This window comes from Comamonas sp. CMM03, assembly GCF_019218715.1.
Classification (GTDB): domain Bacteria; phylum Pseudomonadota; class Gammaproteobacteria; order Burkholderiales; family Burkholderiaceae_C; genus Comamonas; species Comamonas terrigena.
Map to the genome: position 1 here is coordinate 941625 of NZ_JAHUXB010000001.1, position 14680 is coordinate 956304.

Sequence of the window (14680 nt, forward strand, 5' to 3'; positions counted from 1 at the left end):
GCTGGTATCGATGGGAGATTCATGAAGGCCTGCCGGGGCGGTACATCACACGCTGGCGGTCTGGGTGGGAGCCGCCTGCTGCGGCATGGCCGGGAGAATGGGGATGACGCGCTGGAACTGGCGGGCATCCACATGGGCCTTGTCAAGCTCGAACCAGGGGTCGGGTTCGCCATCCAGGGCGAACTGCAGCTGTTCCCACAGGGCCTTGCGGCCGGCGGCGTCTTCCAGAATGCGCCGCTTCACGTAGTCCAGGCCCACGCGATTCACATAGTGCACCGTGCGCTCCAGGTACCAGCCTTCCAGGCGGTAGAGCTGCATGAAGGCGCCCGTGTACTCCAGCACCTCTTCGGCCGTCCTGAGCTTGGTGAAGAAATGCGCCACCTCGGTCTTGATGCCGCCGTTGCCCGCGATGTGCATCTCCCAGCCGCTGTCCACGCCGATGATGCCCACATCCTTGATGCCCGATTCCGCACAGTTGCGCGGGCAGCCGCTGACGGCGAACTTCACCTTGTGCGGTGCATACATGCGCCACATGGCCCGCTCCAGGTCCTTGCCCAGCTGGGTGCTGTCCTGTGTGCCCATGCGGCACCATTCGCTGCCCACGCAGGTCTTGACGGTGCGCAGGGCCTTGGCATAGGCGTGGCCGCTGGGCATGCCGATGTCGTTCCACACCGCCTGCAGGTCTTCCTTCTTCACGCCCAGCAGGTCGATGCGCTGGCCGCCGGTGACCTTGACCGTGGGGATCTGGTATTTGTCCACCGCATCGGCAATGCGGCGGAGCTCGTCTGCCGTGGTCTCGCCACCCCACATGCGCGGAATCACGCTGTAGGTGCCGTCTTTCTGGATGTTGGCGTGGCTGCGCTCGTTGATGGCGCGGCTTTGCGGGTCATCCTGCGCCTCCTTGGGCCAGGTGCTGATCAGGTAGTAGTTCACGGCCGGGCGGCAGGTGGCGCAGCCATTGGGCGTGCGCCATTCCATGAAACGGAAGACCGCATCCGTGGTCAGCAGGTGGTGCTGGGTGATGGCCTCGCGCACGGCCTGGTGGCCATGGTCGGTACAGCCGCACACCGCCTTGGTCTTGGGCGTGCTGGAATAATCGCCACCGGCGGTGAACATGATGATCTGTTCCACCAGCCCGGTGCAGGAGCCGCAGCTGGCACTGGCCTTGGTGTGCTTGCGCACCTCGTCCAGCGTGAACAGGCCTTTGTCCTTGATTGCCTTGCAGATGGCACCCTTGGTCACGCCGTTGCAGCCGCAGACCTCGTCGCTGTCGGCCATGGCCGAGGCCTTGCTGTGGCCTTCGTGGCCGGTGTCACCGATGTTCGACTCGCCAAACATCAGCCGGTCGCGGATGTCTGCGACTGAGCGGCCTTCGCGCAGCAGCTTGAAGTACCAGCTGCCGTCCACGGTGTCTCCATACAGGCAGGCGCCCACCAGCTTGTCCCCCTGGATCACCAGCTTCTTGTAGACGCCGCCGCCGGGGGCATAGGGGTCGCGCAGCACGATTTCTTCCGTGTCCGCACCACCCTGGAAGTTGCCGGCCGAAAACAGGTCGATGCCGGTGACCTTGAGCTTGGTGGAGGTCAGCGAGCCCTGGTAACGCCCGATGCCCCATTCGGCCAGGTGGTTGGCCAGCACCTTGCCCTGCTCGAACAGCGGGGCCACCAGGCCGTAGGCCACGCCGCGGTGGGCGGCGCATTCGCCCACCGCGTAGATACGCGGATCGGTCACGGTCTGCAGCGTGTCACTGACCACAATGCCACGGTCCACATGCAGGTGCATGCGCTGGGCCAGGGCGGTGTTGGGGCGGATGCCCACGGCCATGACCACCAGATCGGCCGGAACTTCGCTGCCGTCCTTGAAGCGCACGGCACGCACGCGGCCGGTGTCGCCGGCCAGCAGCTCCTGGGTCTGGGCCTGCATCAGGAACTGCATGCCGCGCTCGGCCAGCGACTGCTGCAGCATCCGGCCGGCCACATCGTCGAGCTGGCGCTCCATCAGCCATTCGCTGGCATGCACCACCGTCACCTGCATGCCGCGCTTCATCAGTCCGTTGGCCGCTTCCAGCCCCAGCAGGCCGCCACCGATGACCACGGCATGGCGGTAGCGGGTGGCCGCGTCGATCATGGCCTGGGTGTCGGCAATGTCGCGGTAGGCCAGTACGCCCTGCAGATCGTGGCCGGGCAGCGGCAGGATGAAGGGGTTGGAGCCGGTGGCCAGCACCAGGCGGTCATAAGGGGCGCTGATGGTGTTGCCCGCCGCATCCACGCCATGCACCACGCGGCGCACCCGGTCCACCTCGGTCACCGTGCAGCCGGTGTGCAGGTGGATGTCATGGTCCTGGTACCAGGACCAGTCGTTGAGCACGATTTCATCGAGCGTCTGCTCGCCGGCCAGCACGGGCGAGAGCAGTATGCGGTTGTAGTTGGGGTGGGGCTCTGCGCCGAAGACCGTGATCTGGTACAGATCGGGTGCAATCTTCAGCAGCTCTTCCAGGGCGCGCACACCGGCCATGCCGTTGCCTACCAGAACCAGTTGGGATTTTTTCATCGTGCCCCCGTGGGTGGTTGCTTCATTCCAGGTTCGAAAACAAAAAAGGCGTCCTTTCCGGGCAGCGGTGTGCTGCGGGGAAAAGACGCCTTTGTCTTGTGCGACCTGCTTTGCGCCATTGCATAGCAGGTCTGCGGGCCAGCGGTGGCCTCGTTCATTTCAAGCAGTTTCTGTGCCAGTTGGCGCCAGGAACTTGCCCGGGAGCGGGTGCTTCACCCGGTATTGCAACGCACCGTGGTGGTGCGTTCGTGGTGTGTTCAGCGCGTGCCGTGGCCCACCGCAGTGCACGCCTGCGGTGCCCGGCGTCTGTGGACGGGGTCAGGCCGCTTTTTCTACATGGCCCTGGCGGGTGTAGAGAAAATCGATCACCGCCTTGCGGCAGCGCTGGTAGTCCCGGTCTTCGGCCAGTGCCACGCGGTTGCGCGGGCGCGCCAGCGGCACCTGCAGCACCTCGCCAATGGTGGCGGCGGGACCGTTGGTGAGCATCACGATCTGGTCGGAGAGCAGCACGGCTTCGTCCACATCATGAGTAACCATGACCACGGTGCTCCGGGTGCGTGCCACGATCTCCAGCAACTCGTCCTGCAGCTTGGCACGGGTGAGGGCGTCCAGTGCACCAAAAGGCTCGTCCATCAGCAGCACCTGGGGCTCCATGGACAGTGCCCGGGCAATGCCCACGCGCTGCTTCATGCCGCCGGAGATTTCGCCCGGCCGCTTGTGCGCTGCATGGCTCAGCCCCACCAGTTCCAGGGCAGCCGCAGTGCGGGCCTGGAGCTGGGCCTTGGTTTCCTTTTTGCCGAACACGCGCTCGACGGCCAGATGGACGTTGGCATGGCAGGTCAGCCAGGGCAGCAGGGAATGGTTTTGGAACACCACGGCGCGCTCGGGGCCCGGGCCTTTGATTTCCTTGTTGGCGCATAGCAGATTGCCGGCGGTGGGGGTGGTCAGCCCGGCAATCAGGTTCAGCAGGGTGGATTTGCCGCAGCCCGAGTGGCCGATCAGGCTCACGAACTCGCCCCTGGCAATGTTCAGGTTGATGTCGCGCAGTGCAGGGAACAGCCCTTTGGTCGTGGTGAAGGTCTGCTCCACACCCTGGATCTGGATGAACTTGGTGGAGAGCGACGGGTTGTGCAAGGTCGGATGGTTCATGCTTTCACCTCTTCAAACGTAAAGGCCGAAGCCAGTTTCACCAGTGCCCATTCCAGCAGCAGGCCCACGATGCCGATCACAAAGATGGCGATGATGATGTTCTTGACGTTCAGGTTGTTCCACTCGTCCCAGACCCAGAAGCCGATGCCCACGCCGCCGGTCAGCATCTCGGCGGCCACGATGACCAGCCAGGCCGTGCCCACGGCCAGGCGCACACCGGTCAGCAGATAGGGGAGCACCGAGGGGAAGAGGATGGTGGTGGCGATTTTCCATTCGCTCAGGTTCAGCACGCGGGCCACGTTCATATAGTCCTGGGGCACGCGCTGCACGCCCACCGCGGTGTTGATGACCATGGGCCAGATGGAGCAGATGAAGATGGTCCAGATGGCGGCGGGGTTGGCGCCCTTGAACACCAGCAGGCCAATCGGCAGCCAGGCCAGCGGCGAGACCGGGCGCAGCAGGCTGATCAGCGGGTTGCACATGCGGGACAGAAAGCGGAAGCGACCGATCACAAATCCCAGCGGAATTCCCACCAGCGCGGCCAGCCCGAAGCCCAGGCCCACGCGCTGCAGCGAGGCCAGCACGTTCCAGCCCACTCCCTGGTCGTTGGGGCCGTTGCGGTAGAACGGGTCACTGAACACCTCGACGGCCTGCTGCCAGGTGTCCAGCGGCCCTGGAATGGCCTGACCGGTGCTGCCTGACACCAGCGACCACAGGCCCACCAGCAGTGCCAGTCCCATGATGGGGGGCAGCACGGTCTGTGCCAGTGCCGCCAGCCGCTGGCGCAGGCGTGAAGGGGCCGTCGGCATGGGGCCAGTGGTGGGTGCATGGGCGCTGGCAGCGGTGCTGCTGTGTGCCGTGGCAGGGGCGCTGTGGGTGGCGTCGTTGGCGGCCGCGGCGGCGATGGCGCCCTGGGGCGGGGCTGCATCACCGCGCGGGGAATGAAAGATGGCACTGACCATGGTGCTTCTCCTGAAAAATCAATGAAGGGCGGTAGTGGCTCAGGCCTTGACCTTGAAGCTGTCGGCGTACTTGGTGGGGTCCTTGCCGTCCCACACCACGCCGTCGATCAGCTTGCTACTGCGCATGGTGTCCTTGGGCACGTTCACCTTCAGCTGTGCCGCGGCCTGGCTGTACAGGTCGGTGCGGTTGATCTGCTTGGCCACTGCCAGGTAGTCGGGGTGGCTCTTGAGCAGGCCCCAGCGCTTGTGCTGGGTCAGGAACCACATGCCGTCGCTCAGGTAGGGGTAGTTCACCGCGCCATCGGCAAAGAACTTCATGTGGTTCGGGTCGTCCCAGGTCTTGCCCAGACCGTTCTGGTAACGGCCCAGGATGCGCTGGTTGATGGCGTCCACGCTGGTGTTCACATAGGCTTTGCCGGCAATGGTCTCGGCCATCTTCAGCTTGTTCTGCAGGCTGGCGTCGATCCACCGGCCGGCTTCCAGAATGGCCATCATCACGGCGCGCGCCGTGTTGGGGTTTTTCTGTGCGAATTCGGCTGTGGTGCCCAGCACTTTTTCGGGGTGGCCCTGCCAGATGTCCTGCGTGGTGACGGCGGTGATGCCGATGTTGTCCATGATGGCGCGGTGGCCCCAGGGTTCGCCCACGCAGAAGCCATCCATATTGCCAATGCGCATATTGGCCACCATTTGCGGCGGTGGCACGGTGATGACCTTGGCGTCCTTGAGCGGGTCGATCCCGGCCGATGCCAACCAGTAATAGAGCCACATGGCATGGGTGCCGGTGGGGAAGGTCTGGGCAAAGGTGTATTCGCGCTTGTCGCTGGCCATGAGCTTGGCCAGGCTGGCGGCATCCACTGCGCCTTTGTCCGCCAGTTTCTTGGACAGGGTGATGGCCTGGCCGTTTTGGTTGAGCGTCATCAGCACGGCCATTTCCTTCTTGGGCCCGCTCACACCCAGGTGCAGCCCGTAGACCAGGCCGTAGAGGACATGGGCGAAGTCGAGCTCGCCGTTGACCAGCTTGTCACGCACGCCGGCCCAGCTGGCTTCCTTGGTGGGAATGATCTTGACGCCGTACTTCTGGTCCAGCCCCAGCACCGAGGCCATGACCACGCTGGCGCAATCCGTCAGCGGGATGAAGCCGATCTTCACTTCCTTTTTCTCCGGGGCGTCCGATCCGGCGGCCCATACGCCACCATGTCCCAACTGGGTGTACAGGGCGGCACCTGCGGCGATGCCGCCAGCCTGGCGCAGAAACTGGCGGCGGCTGCCCGCTTCCATGGGGTCTGCCGGGGTGGATGGGGGAGTGCAAGCGGTATCCGGGGTGTGCTGTGCCATGGTTCGGCTCCTTCCAGTGCGTGGGGCGAATGCTTTTTCAACGGAACGACGGATCCCACCACAGGGCTGTTTCCAGCGCTGCAAAGCACAACGGCGTCCCGATCCGTCTGCGGTGCGCAGGGGATGGGGACGCCGTTGTCCTGTGTGTGGGGGCTGATTCCAGACCGCCGTTGGCCGGGATTCACCGCCAAGGAATGCAGAAACCGTGCCAGCTTGCCAGCGGCGGGTTTCCCCAGGGAAGCACCGCCTATGGAGCGCGGTGATGCGCTTTGCAGTGCGCATATCGGTGGATGGCAGCGCGGTTTTGGTGCGCTGCAGCAGGGGTGCCGGCGCCAGTGCTGCTGTGTGTTGGTGCGTTTCGGCTGGTGTGCGGGAAGGTCAGCCCTGCGCCGGCGGCAGCAGATCGGCCATGGCCAGCACGGCCTCGGCCACATCGATCAGGCGGCGGTTCTGGTTCATCGCGGTCTGGCGCAGCAGCTTGTGTGCTTCGCTCTCGCTGAGCTGGCGGTGCGCCATCAGCAGGCCCTTGGCGCGCTCCAGCGTCTTGCGTTCGGTCAGGGCGGAGCGCACGGTTTCCAGTTCGGCTTGCATGGCCCGCAGCCGTTGGGATTGCTCCTGGACCAGGCTCAGCACCGACTGGCCCAGCTGCGGTGCCAGGCTGTTGCCCAGTTGCAGCGTGGTTTCGGGGGCTGGTGCATGGAAGAAATCGGGCAGGCCGTCGGGCGCTGCGGGGGCAGGGGCGTCACCCGCACCGGCGCTGCGCTGCAACAGTGCCCGTGGCTCTGGCGCCTGTCGGGCCGCCTGCAGCTGGGCGGTGCAGCGTTGCTGCAGCTCGTCAGCCAGCTGCACCTCGATGGCATACAAGGCATCCATGCGGGCGGTGCAGGCTTCAAACCAGGGTGTGCTCAGCTCGGCATCCAGGGCCTGACCGGTGGCGGCGGTGCAGCCCATGCGGCGCATGCGCTCGATCACCAGCAACTCGGGGTTGTGGTGCTGGGTCTTTTCCCACAGCGCCAATGGCGTGGCGGGTGCGCAATCGGCAAACACCTGAAAGCAGCGCTCCTGCGCGTCGATCAGATGCAGCCAGTGCTGCTGGCGTGCGGCCTGGCTGCGGCCGCTGCCAAAGGCAGCGGCCCCGGTGGCTCGCTCCTGGCCGGCCAGCTCCTTGCCTTGCATGAAGTGGAACATGGCCACCAGCAGGCGGGAAATGCCTGGCTCGGTGGCGCTGTCGGCCGCCTCGAAGACCACGGCCAGCAGGCCAGCGATCAGGCGGATATAGGCCGCTGTGGCGGCATCGGGTGTCAGCGCCAGCGCGCTGACCTGCTGGCGCAGCGCGGGCAAGGCGTCCAGCCCCTGCAACACATAGGCGATATGGTTGAACAGCCGCGCACCGTGACCGCCCTGGAAGGCATTCAGATCGAGTTGCGCCAGTGCCTGGTGCAGCTGTGCCGTGCAGCGGTCCGCTGTCTGGACCTGCGCCAGCCGAACGCTGGTGCCGCGCTGCCCACCACTGGCCAGCACGATGTTGGACAGGCCGCGCTCGGCCTGCAGCGCATGGATCAGCGCACCCAGTTGGCGCACCAGGGTGCTGGTGTGCAGCAGTTGCTCCAGCTCGCCCATTTCACAGCGGCGGACGGCAATCAGGTAATGCAGGGCAGAAGTCATGGTGGGGCATGCGGAGCTTTACCGTGCAGGCAGCAAGTTCTGTGCCTCATGGTGGTGCATGTGCATGGCGCATGCATTCGCGTCACAAGAGAGTCCTGACGATGGCCGCACTGTACGCAGGCCAGGCCGGTGCGATAACCCGGACATAAAAAAACCGGCCGCCCCGCAAAGGGACGGCCGGTTTTTGGTAGCCGTCGCCACCGCCCCTTCACAGAGGCAGGGCACAGACCTGGCTTTAGGCCAGCTTGCCGACGATGGCGTTCAGCGTGGCGCTGGGGCGCATGGCGGTGCCGGTCTTGGCTTCATCGGGACGGTAGTAGCCGTCGATGTCCGAAGGCTTGCCTTGCACGGCGTTCAGCTCTTCGACGATCTTGGCTTCATTGGTCACCATGGCTTCGGCCACGGGCTTGAACACGGCTTGCAGCTCGGCGTCCTTGCCTTGCTTGGCCAGTTCCTGGGCCCAGAACGAGGCCAGATAGAAGTGGCTGCCGCGGTTGTCGATGCCGGCACCAGGCTTGCGCGAGGGGCTCTTGTTTTCGTCCAGGAAGCGGCCGGTGGCAGCGTCCAGGGCGTCGGCCAGCACTTGGGCCTTGGGGTTCTTGGCAAAGCCGGCCAGATGCTCCAGCGAAGCAGCCAGGGCCATGAATTCGCCCAGCGAATCCCAGCGCAGGAAGCCTTCTTCCACAAACTGCTGCACGTGCTTGGGGGCAGAGCCGCCGGCACCTGTTTCGAACAGGCCGCCGCCGTTCATCAGGGGCACGATGGAGAGCATCTTGGCCGAGGTGCCCAGTTCCAGAATGGGGAACAGGTCGGTCAGGTAGTCACGCAGCACGTTTCCGGTGACGGAGATGGTGTCCTGGCCCTTGCGGATGCGGTCCAGCGAGAACTGGGTAGCCTTGACGGGCGACATGATCTGGATGTCCAGGCCGGACAGGTCATGGTCCTTCAGGTAGGTGGTGACCTTCTTGATCAGCTGTGCGTCGTGGGCGCGGTTTTCGTCCAGCCAGAACACGGCGGGCATGCCGGAGGCACGGGCGCGGCTGACGGCCAGCTTGACCCAGTCGCGGATGGGTGCGTCCTTTGCCTGGCACATGCGGAAGATGTCACCGGCTTCGACAGCTTGTTCCAGCAGCACGGCGCCGGCTTCGTCCACCACGCGCACGGTGCCGGCTTCGGCGATTTCAAAGGTCTTGTCGTGGCTGCCGTACTCTTCGGCGGCTTGTGCCATCAGGCCCACGTTGGGCACGGTGCCCATGGTGACGGGGTCCAGCGCGCCGTGCTTCTTGCAGTCGTCAATGACGGTCTGGTAGACGCCAGCGTAGCAGCGGTCAGGGATGACGGCCTTGGCGGCCTGCAGCTTGCCTTCGGCGTTCCACATACCGCCGGAGTCGCGGATCATGGCGGGCATGGAGGCGTCAACGATCACGTCGGAAGGCACGTGCAGGCAGGTGATGCCCTTGTCGCTGTTGACCATGGCCAGAGCGGGGCGGTCGGCGGCCAGGGCCTTCAGGTCTGCTTCGATTTCCGCGCGCTTGGCTTCGGGCAGCTTGTCCAGGCGGGCGTACAGGTCGCCGATGCCGTTGTTGGCGTTGAAGCCGATCTCGGCCAGTGCAGCGGCGTGCTTGTCCAGCACGGGGCCGTAGTAGGCGTAGACCACGTGGCCGAAGATGATGGGGTCGGAGACCTTCATCATGGTGGCCTTCAGGTGGGCGGAGAACAGCACGCCCTGGTCCTTGGCGTCTTGCACTTGTGCGGCCAGGAAGCTGCGCAGGGCCTTCTTGCTGATGACGGAGGCGTCGATCACTTCACCGGCCAGCACCTTGGTGGTGGCCTTGAGGACATTGGTGGCACCGGCGGCGGTGGCCAGTTCGATGCGCACATTGCCAGCGTTGGCCACGACGGTGGACTTTTCGCTGCCGTAGAAGTCGCCAGCATCCATGTGGGACACGTGGGCCTTGTTGTCGGCCGTCCAGGCGCCCATCTTGTGGGGGTGCTTGCGGGCGTAGTTCTTGACCGACAGCGGTGCGCGGCGGTCGGAGTTGCCTTCACGCAGCACGGGATTCACGGCCGAGCCCTTGACCTTGTCGTAGCGGGCCTTGGCGTCTTTTTCCACGTCGTTGGCGGGCACATCAGGATAGTCGGGCAGGGCGTAGCCCTTGCCTTGCAGTTCCTTGATGGCAGCCTTGAGCTGGGGAATGGAGGCCGAGATGTTCGGCAGCTTGATGATGTTGGCTTCGGGCTTCTTGGCCAGTTCGCCCAGTTCGGCCAGGTCGTTGGCGATGCGTTGCTCGGGCTTGAGCAGCTCGGGGAACAGGGCCAGGATACGGCCGGACAGCGAGATGTCGCGGGTTTCGACGTCAATGCCAGCGGAGCGCGTGAACGCCTGCACGATGGGCAGCAACGAATACGTTGCCAGCATCGGTGCTTCATCAGTCAGTGTGTAGATGATCTTGGAGGATGAAGACATGTTGTGGTCTGTTGTCTAGGGTTCAAAAACCGCGCCTGCGCGCGTGGCGTATTGGCACCGGGCGGGTAGGCCCGGCTCGCTATCTGTGTAGCGCACCACAAGAGCGGACCTGCGATCGCAATCCCAACTCTTGTATAAGACTTGAGTTTAGCATCAGCTTCCACACTACGGAACGGTGTTTTATGCTGCGATGCACAAGCTGTAACTTCGCCACCGGCCGGCCACGGCATGCCGCCCTGCGGACCGCCCGATTTCATGCCCCTGAATCAGGGGTTTTCCCCATATTGGGTTTTGAAGTCGAATTCCAGCTTTTCGCATTCGGATTGCTGGGTGAAATGCACGGGCTTGCCTTCTTTGGGCGGCTTCTGCACTTCCTTCCAGCACAGGCGGATGGTTTCGCGCGCGACCCAGCGGTCTTCGGTTTCGGGGGTATTGAACAGATAACCCATGGCCATCAGGATGGCAAAGAAGGCCACCGGCAGGCCGATGAGCCAGCGCACCAGGCGTGGCTTGCGCACGGGCGTGTCGGCCCCTGCCGTTGCGGCGTGGTCCGGGGTGGTGTCGGCTGCGCCGTCGGGAGCGGAAGTAGGGGTGTCAGACATGCTGCGGATTATCGGCCGCAGGCCGGGCGCTGTCCGATGGGATGTCCCGGGGTTTGATGCGCATCAAGATGGTGCGACCGTCGCCGCGGTGCCCGGGCCTGCACTGACCACGGTGTGGGCTGCGGGTTGTCAGGGTGCTGAGCGCTACAGCGCCCTCCATGCCTGCCATGGGACAACCGTGGGCGTTCAGCGCCCCCGGGGCTGGTGCCCTGTGCGGGCCTGCGGCGGGGCCGGGGGCTGGCGGTCTTCCCAGGCCTTGCCCCAGTGCAGCACCTGTTCCAGCGCCCGGTCGCGGATGCCCATGGCCTGCAGACCGTCGTAGGTGGCCAGGGCATAGTCGCGCGTGGTGCCGTAGATGCCGGCGGATTCGGCAAAGATGCGCTGGTACTGCTCGGGGGGCAGCGTGCCGCAGTAGCTGGGGCTGTGCCGCGACAGGGTGAAGGCCAGGGCGCGCACCGGGCCTTCGGGCGTGCTGCACTGCAACCAGCGTGGGTCGTAGGTGGCCAGCGGCATCTCGCGCTGCCACAGCGCATGCAGGGTCTCATGCCCCTGCCGGGCGGGAATGCGGAACGCTGCGCCCTGGCAACTGCCTCCGGGCAGCATGGCAAACACCAGTCCGGGGCGTTCGGGCGTGCCGCGGTTGATGCGGCTCCACATCTTCAGCGCGCGGTGCCAGCCGTGCACCTTGGCATCGCGCCGCTCGGCAAAGTCAAATTCGGGCCGCCAGATCAGGCTGCCGTAGCCGAATACCCACAAATCCTGTTCACCCCCCCATTGCTGCAGCGTTTGCTCCAAAAAAGTGCGTGGATCACGGCCTGGTGCGGCGGGCAGAAGAGTAGGGACTTCGGACATGGCTGTGATGCTAGAGCAAAACCCATGGGATGGGCACGACGCGGCTACAGGCGCACTACATATGCAGGCGGCACTCCCTCTAGAATGGGCCCCCGCAAGCGGGCCCGCGTAGCGGCGGCAGGCTGGACAGGCTCCGCCATGCCCCGCATTCGGGCTGCAAGAACGCACGATCACACACAACATCCTCTGGAGAATTTCATGGCCTTCAATACATCGGACGACGACAGCCAACAGCGCTTTGCCCTCGGCATCATTTTTGCCCTGGTGCTTCTGGTGGTCGGCACCGTCGTCGGCGCGGTGGTGTACCGCTCGGTCGCCGGAGCCAAGGGCGCGCCCACTGCGGCGGCTCCGGCCGTGGTGGACTCTGCAGTGGCCAGCCAAAGCACCCCGCCTGCCCTGGCAGCGGGTGCCGTGCAGCAAGGTGATGGCGCCTACATCCGCGTGGAAGAAGGCGTGGTCAAGTTCTACTTCGCCACAGGCAGCGCCGAGCTGGCCGCTGGTGCCGACGAAGCCCTGGCCGATGTGGTGCGCATTGCCGCCCAGCGCGGCAAGAAGCTGGCGGTGTCCGGCTACCACGACGCCACCGGCAACGCCGCAGTGAACGCCGAGCTGGCCAAGCGCCGCGCCCAGGCCGTGCAGCAGTCCATCATTGCCCAGGGCGTGGTCGCCGGCAATGTGGAGCTGCGCAAGCCCGAAGTGACCCAGGCCGACGGCAGCAACGACGAAGCCCGCCGCGTGGAAGTGGTGATCATCGAGTAAGCCGCTGTCGCTTCAGCAAGGGGCAGCCCCTTGCTTTGCCGCCATCAGGCCGTGCATTGCACGGCCTTTTTCATGGACGGGTGTGCGGCCGCGAAGGAACCAATGCCCCCGAGAACACATCAGGTTTGGGCAATCTGACGTTGCCATCCGTGCCGGTACGGCCGGTTGGGGCAGGACAGACTGCTTCGGAAAGCGAAGCAGTACCAAGTTCTTTCAATGTCCCCTCAACGCCCCCTTCAGCGCGCAGGCAAACTTCAATATACTGTATGTATAAACAGTATTTGCCATGACCTACGCCAACCACGCCCGCCTTTCGCTGGCTCCCGGCCTTGACCGGGGGAAGCTGCCTGCGCATATTGCACACGCGCTGTGGTGTGGAAACGAGGTCAGCACCTGCGCCAGCCGGACGGTGCCCACAGGCTACGAAGCCCTGGACAAGGCCCTGCCAGGGCAGGGCTGGCCCACAGCGAGCCTGTGCGAGCTGCTGCAGCCGCAAGCGGCGGTGTCTGAATGGCGGCTTCTGGGGCCCGCCTTGCCAGGGTTGCTGGCCGACAAGGCGGCGCGTATCTATCTGGTCGCACCGCCCCAGATTCCCCATGCGATGGGATTGGCCCAGCTGGGCCTGCCCCCCGAACAGTTGGTCTGGATTGACGCCAAGGGGGCGCAGGAGCGTCTGTGGGTCACCGAACAGCTGCTGAAGTCCGAACCTGCCGGTGCGGTCATTGCCTGGCTGCCCCAGGCCCGCCCGGAGCAGATCCGCCGCCTGCAAGTTCATTCCATCCATTGCGATGCCCCGGTGTTCCTGGTCCGCCCGGAGACGGCCATGTCCGAAGCCTCGGCAGCTCCGCTGCGGGTGTCGCTGGCCCTGGGTACAGGCTGGGACCTGGATGTGTGCATCCGAAAGCGACGAGGGGCGGTGTGTACCGAGGTGCTGCACCTGAAGGCGATCCCTGGCAACTTGAATTCCGTGATCACCCCCCGCATGCGCGAACTTCAGGCGCCAGGGGGGCTGCAGAAGGAGGTGCTGCATGCATTGGGCCGCTCTGATTCCCATACCGCTTCCGGACACCACCTCACCCATTGACTCTGTGCAGCTTGCCGTCTGGGCCCTCCAGTTCACGCCGCGCGTGGCGTTGTTCGAGGAGGCGGTGCTGATCGAAGTGGAAGCCAGTTTGCGTTTGTTTGGGGGTGTAAAAAGCTTGCACGCCCTGGTGGAAGAGGGTGCCTGGGATCTCGGTGCCCGTGTGGCCTGGGCTCCCACCGGCATGGCTGCTCTGGCCTTTGCGCGGCAGAAAGGTGTCGACGGATTTTCCGCGCCTTTGGAACGGCTGCTGGATCGGCTGTTGCTGGAATGCATCACCGCTGTGAAGCGCCACCAACCGACATTGGCGCGGGTCGGGTGCCGGACCTTGGGCCAGGTGCGTGCCCTGCCGCGCGCAGGCATTGCGCGCCGGTTCGACAAGGTCCTGTTGGAAGCCATGGACCAGGCCTATGGTCTGCGCCCTGAAACCTACGAGTGGGTGAAGGCTCCGGATGCTTTCCATGCGCGCCTTGAGCTGATGTCCCGGGTGGAACTGGCGCCGGCCATGCTGTTCGGGGCGCGGCGTCTGCTTGTGCAGATGGCGGGTTGGCTGAAGGCCCGCCAACTGGGCGCGACCGCCTTCACGCTGCGCTGGTGCCACGATGTCATGCGCGCACGGGATGTCGGCAGCAGCGGAGAGCTGACCATTCGCACGGCAGAACCGACACAGAATGTCGACCACTTCTCGCGCCTGCTGTCCGAGCATCTGGCCCGGGTTGCGCTTCTGGCGCCGGTGGGAGACCTGGAGCTGCTGGCCACCGAGGTGGAGCCCATGGTGGAAGACAGCCGGTCCCTGATTCCGGAGTTGGCGGGCAAGGGCTCCTCCATCAAGCTGGCTCTGGAGCGCATTCAGGCCCGGCTGGGCAACGATGCCGTGCGCCGGCCCGTGCTCTCTGCGGACCACAGGCCCGAATGGATGCAGCAGTGGCTATCGGCTGGGCAGCACCGCCCCAGCAAACCGGAGTTGGTGTGCGAGCTGCCGCAGCCGACCTGGATGCTGGGCACACCTGTGCGTCTCGTCGAACGCGCCAACAGGCCCATCTACCAGGGCGCCTTGCAGCTGCTGCTGGGCCCGGACCGTGTGGAAGGCGGCTGGTGGCACCGTGACCAGGTGGGCAGCGGGGAGGTGCCGTTGAATGTGCAGCGCGACTACTGGCTTGCGCGCAGCGAGCATGCGGGCCTGCTGTGGATTTTTCAGGCCCGCCTGGCTGGCGATGAAACCGCCTGGTTTCTGCATGGGCACTACGCCTGAGGCGCG

At 65.1% G+C, this 14680-nt stretch carries 11 protein-coding genes; 3 read left to right on the forward strand and 8 right to left on the reverse strand.

What is annotated here, in order from left to right; all coding sequences use genetic code 11:
* Positions 1 to 45: 45 nt before the first annotated feature.
* The 8 genes from nirB to KW830_RS04260 all read right to left on the reverse strand — a co-directional run bounded on the left by nirB (position 46) and on the right by KW830_RS04260 (position 11582).
* Positions 46 to 2550 carry a nitrite reductase large subunit NirB gene (gene nirB, locus KW830_RS04225; RefSeq protein ID WP_218332244.1) on the reverse strand — a complete coding sequence of 835 codons (2505 nt, stop codon included), beginning with the start codon at positions 2548 to 2550 and terminating at the stop codon, positions 46 to 48.
* Positions 2551 to 2868: 318 nt separating this feature from the next.
* A complete protein-coding gene (locus KW830_RS04230) occupies positions 2869 to 3699 on the reverse strand; it encodes an ABC transporter ATP-binding protein (protein ID WP_066531891.1) in 831 nt (276 codons plus the stop codon).
* Positions 3696 to 4661, reverse strand: coding sequence for a nitrate ABC transporter permease (ntrB, locus tag KW830_RS04235; RefSeq protein ID WP_218332245.1), 966 nt, complete (start codon positions 4659 to 4661; stop codon positions 3696 to 3698). Before ntrB ends, KW830_RS04230 begins: the two co-directional genes overlap by 4 nt.
* Before the next feature lie 39 nt (positions 4662 to 4700).
* Positions 4701 to 5939, reverse strand: a complete 1239-nt coding sequence (locus KW830_RS04240; protein ID WP_066531886.1) for a CmpA/NrtA family ABC transporter substrate-binding protein — start codon at positions 5937 to 5939, stop codon at positions 4701 to 4703.
* A 435-nt stretch (positions 5940 to 6374) separates the two neighbouring features.
* Positions 6375 to 7661 (reverse strand): nitrate regulatory protein, encoded by a 1287-nt coding sequence (locus KW830_RS04245; protein WP_066531877.1) that lies wholly within the window; start codon positions 7659 to 7661, stop codon positions 6375 to 6377.
* A gap of 235 nt (positions 7662 to 7896) precedes the next feature.
* Positions 7897 to 10128, reverse strand: a complete 2232-nt coding sequence (locus KW830_RS04250) for an NADP-dependent isocitrate dehydrogenase (RefSeq protein WP_218332246.1) — start codon at positions 10126 to 10128, stop codon at positions 7897 to 7899.
* A 266-nt stretch (positions 10129 to 10394) separates the two neighbouring features.
* On the reverse strand, positions 10395 to 10730 hold the full coding sequence (locus KW830_RS04255; protein ID WP_083520171.1) for a hypothetical protein: 336 nt from the start codon (positions 10728 to 10730) through the stop codon (positions 10395 to 10397).
* A 186-nt stretch (positions 10731 to 10916) separates the two neighbouring features.
* Positions 10917 to 11582 carry a gamma-glutamylcyclotransferase gene (locus KW830_RS04260; protein ID WP_066531874.1) on the reverse strand — a complete coding sequence of 222 codons (666 nt, stop codon included), beginning with the start codon at positions 11580 to 11582 and terminating at the stop codon, positions 10917 to 10919.
* 198 nt (positions 11583 to 11780) lie between these two features.
* On the opposite strand from KW830_RS04260, the gene KW830_RS04265 reads away from it, so the two are divergent.
* The 3 genes from KW830_RS04265 (at position 11781) to KW830_RS04275 (ending at position 14674) form a co-directional block, all read left to right on the forward strand.
* Entirely contained in the window at positions 11781 to 12341 is a 561-nt protein-coding gene (locus KW830_RS04265) for an OmpA family protein (protein WP_066531872.1), read from the forward strand.
* A 286-nt stretch (positions 12342 to 12627) separates the two neighbouring features.
* A complete protein-coding gene (imuA, locus tag KW830_RS04270) occupies positions 12628 to 13425 on the forward strand; it encodes a translesion DNA synthesis-associated protein ImuA (RefSeq protein WP_218332247.1) in 798 nt (265 codons plus the stop codon).
* The gene (locus tag KW830_RS04275) at positions 13370 to 14674 is read left to right on the forward strand and encodes a DNA polymerase Y family protein (protein ID WP_066531861.1); all 1305 of its coding nucleotides are present in this window, start codon (positions 13370 to 13372) and stop codon (positions 14672 to 14674) included. The genes imuA and KW830_RS04275 overlap by 56 nt, the downstream gene beginning before the upstream one ends.
* Positions 14675 to 14680 lie beyond the last annotated feature (6 nt).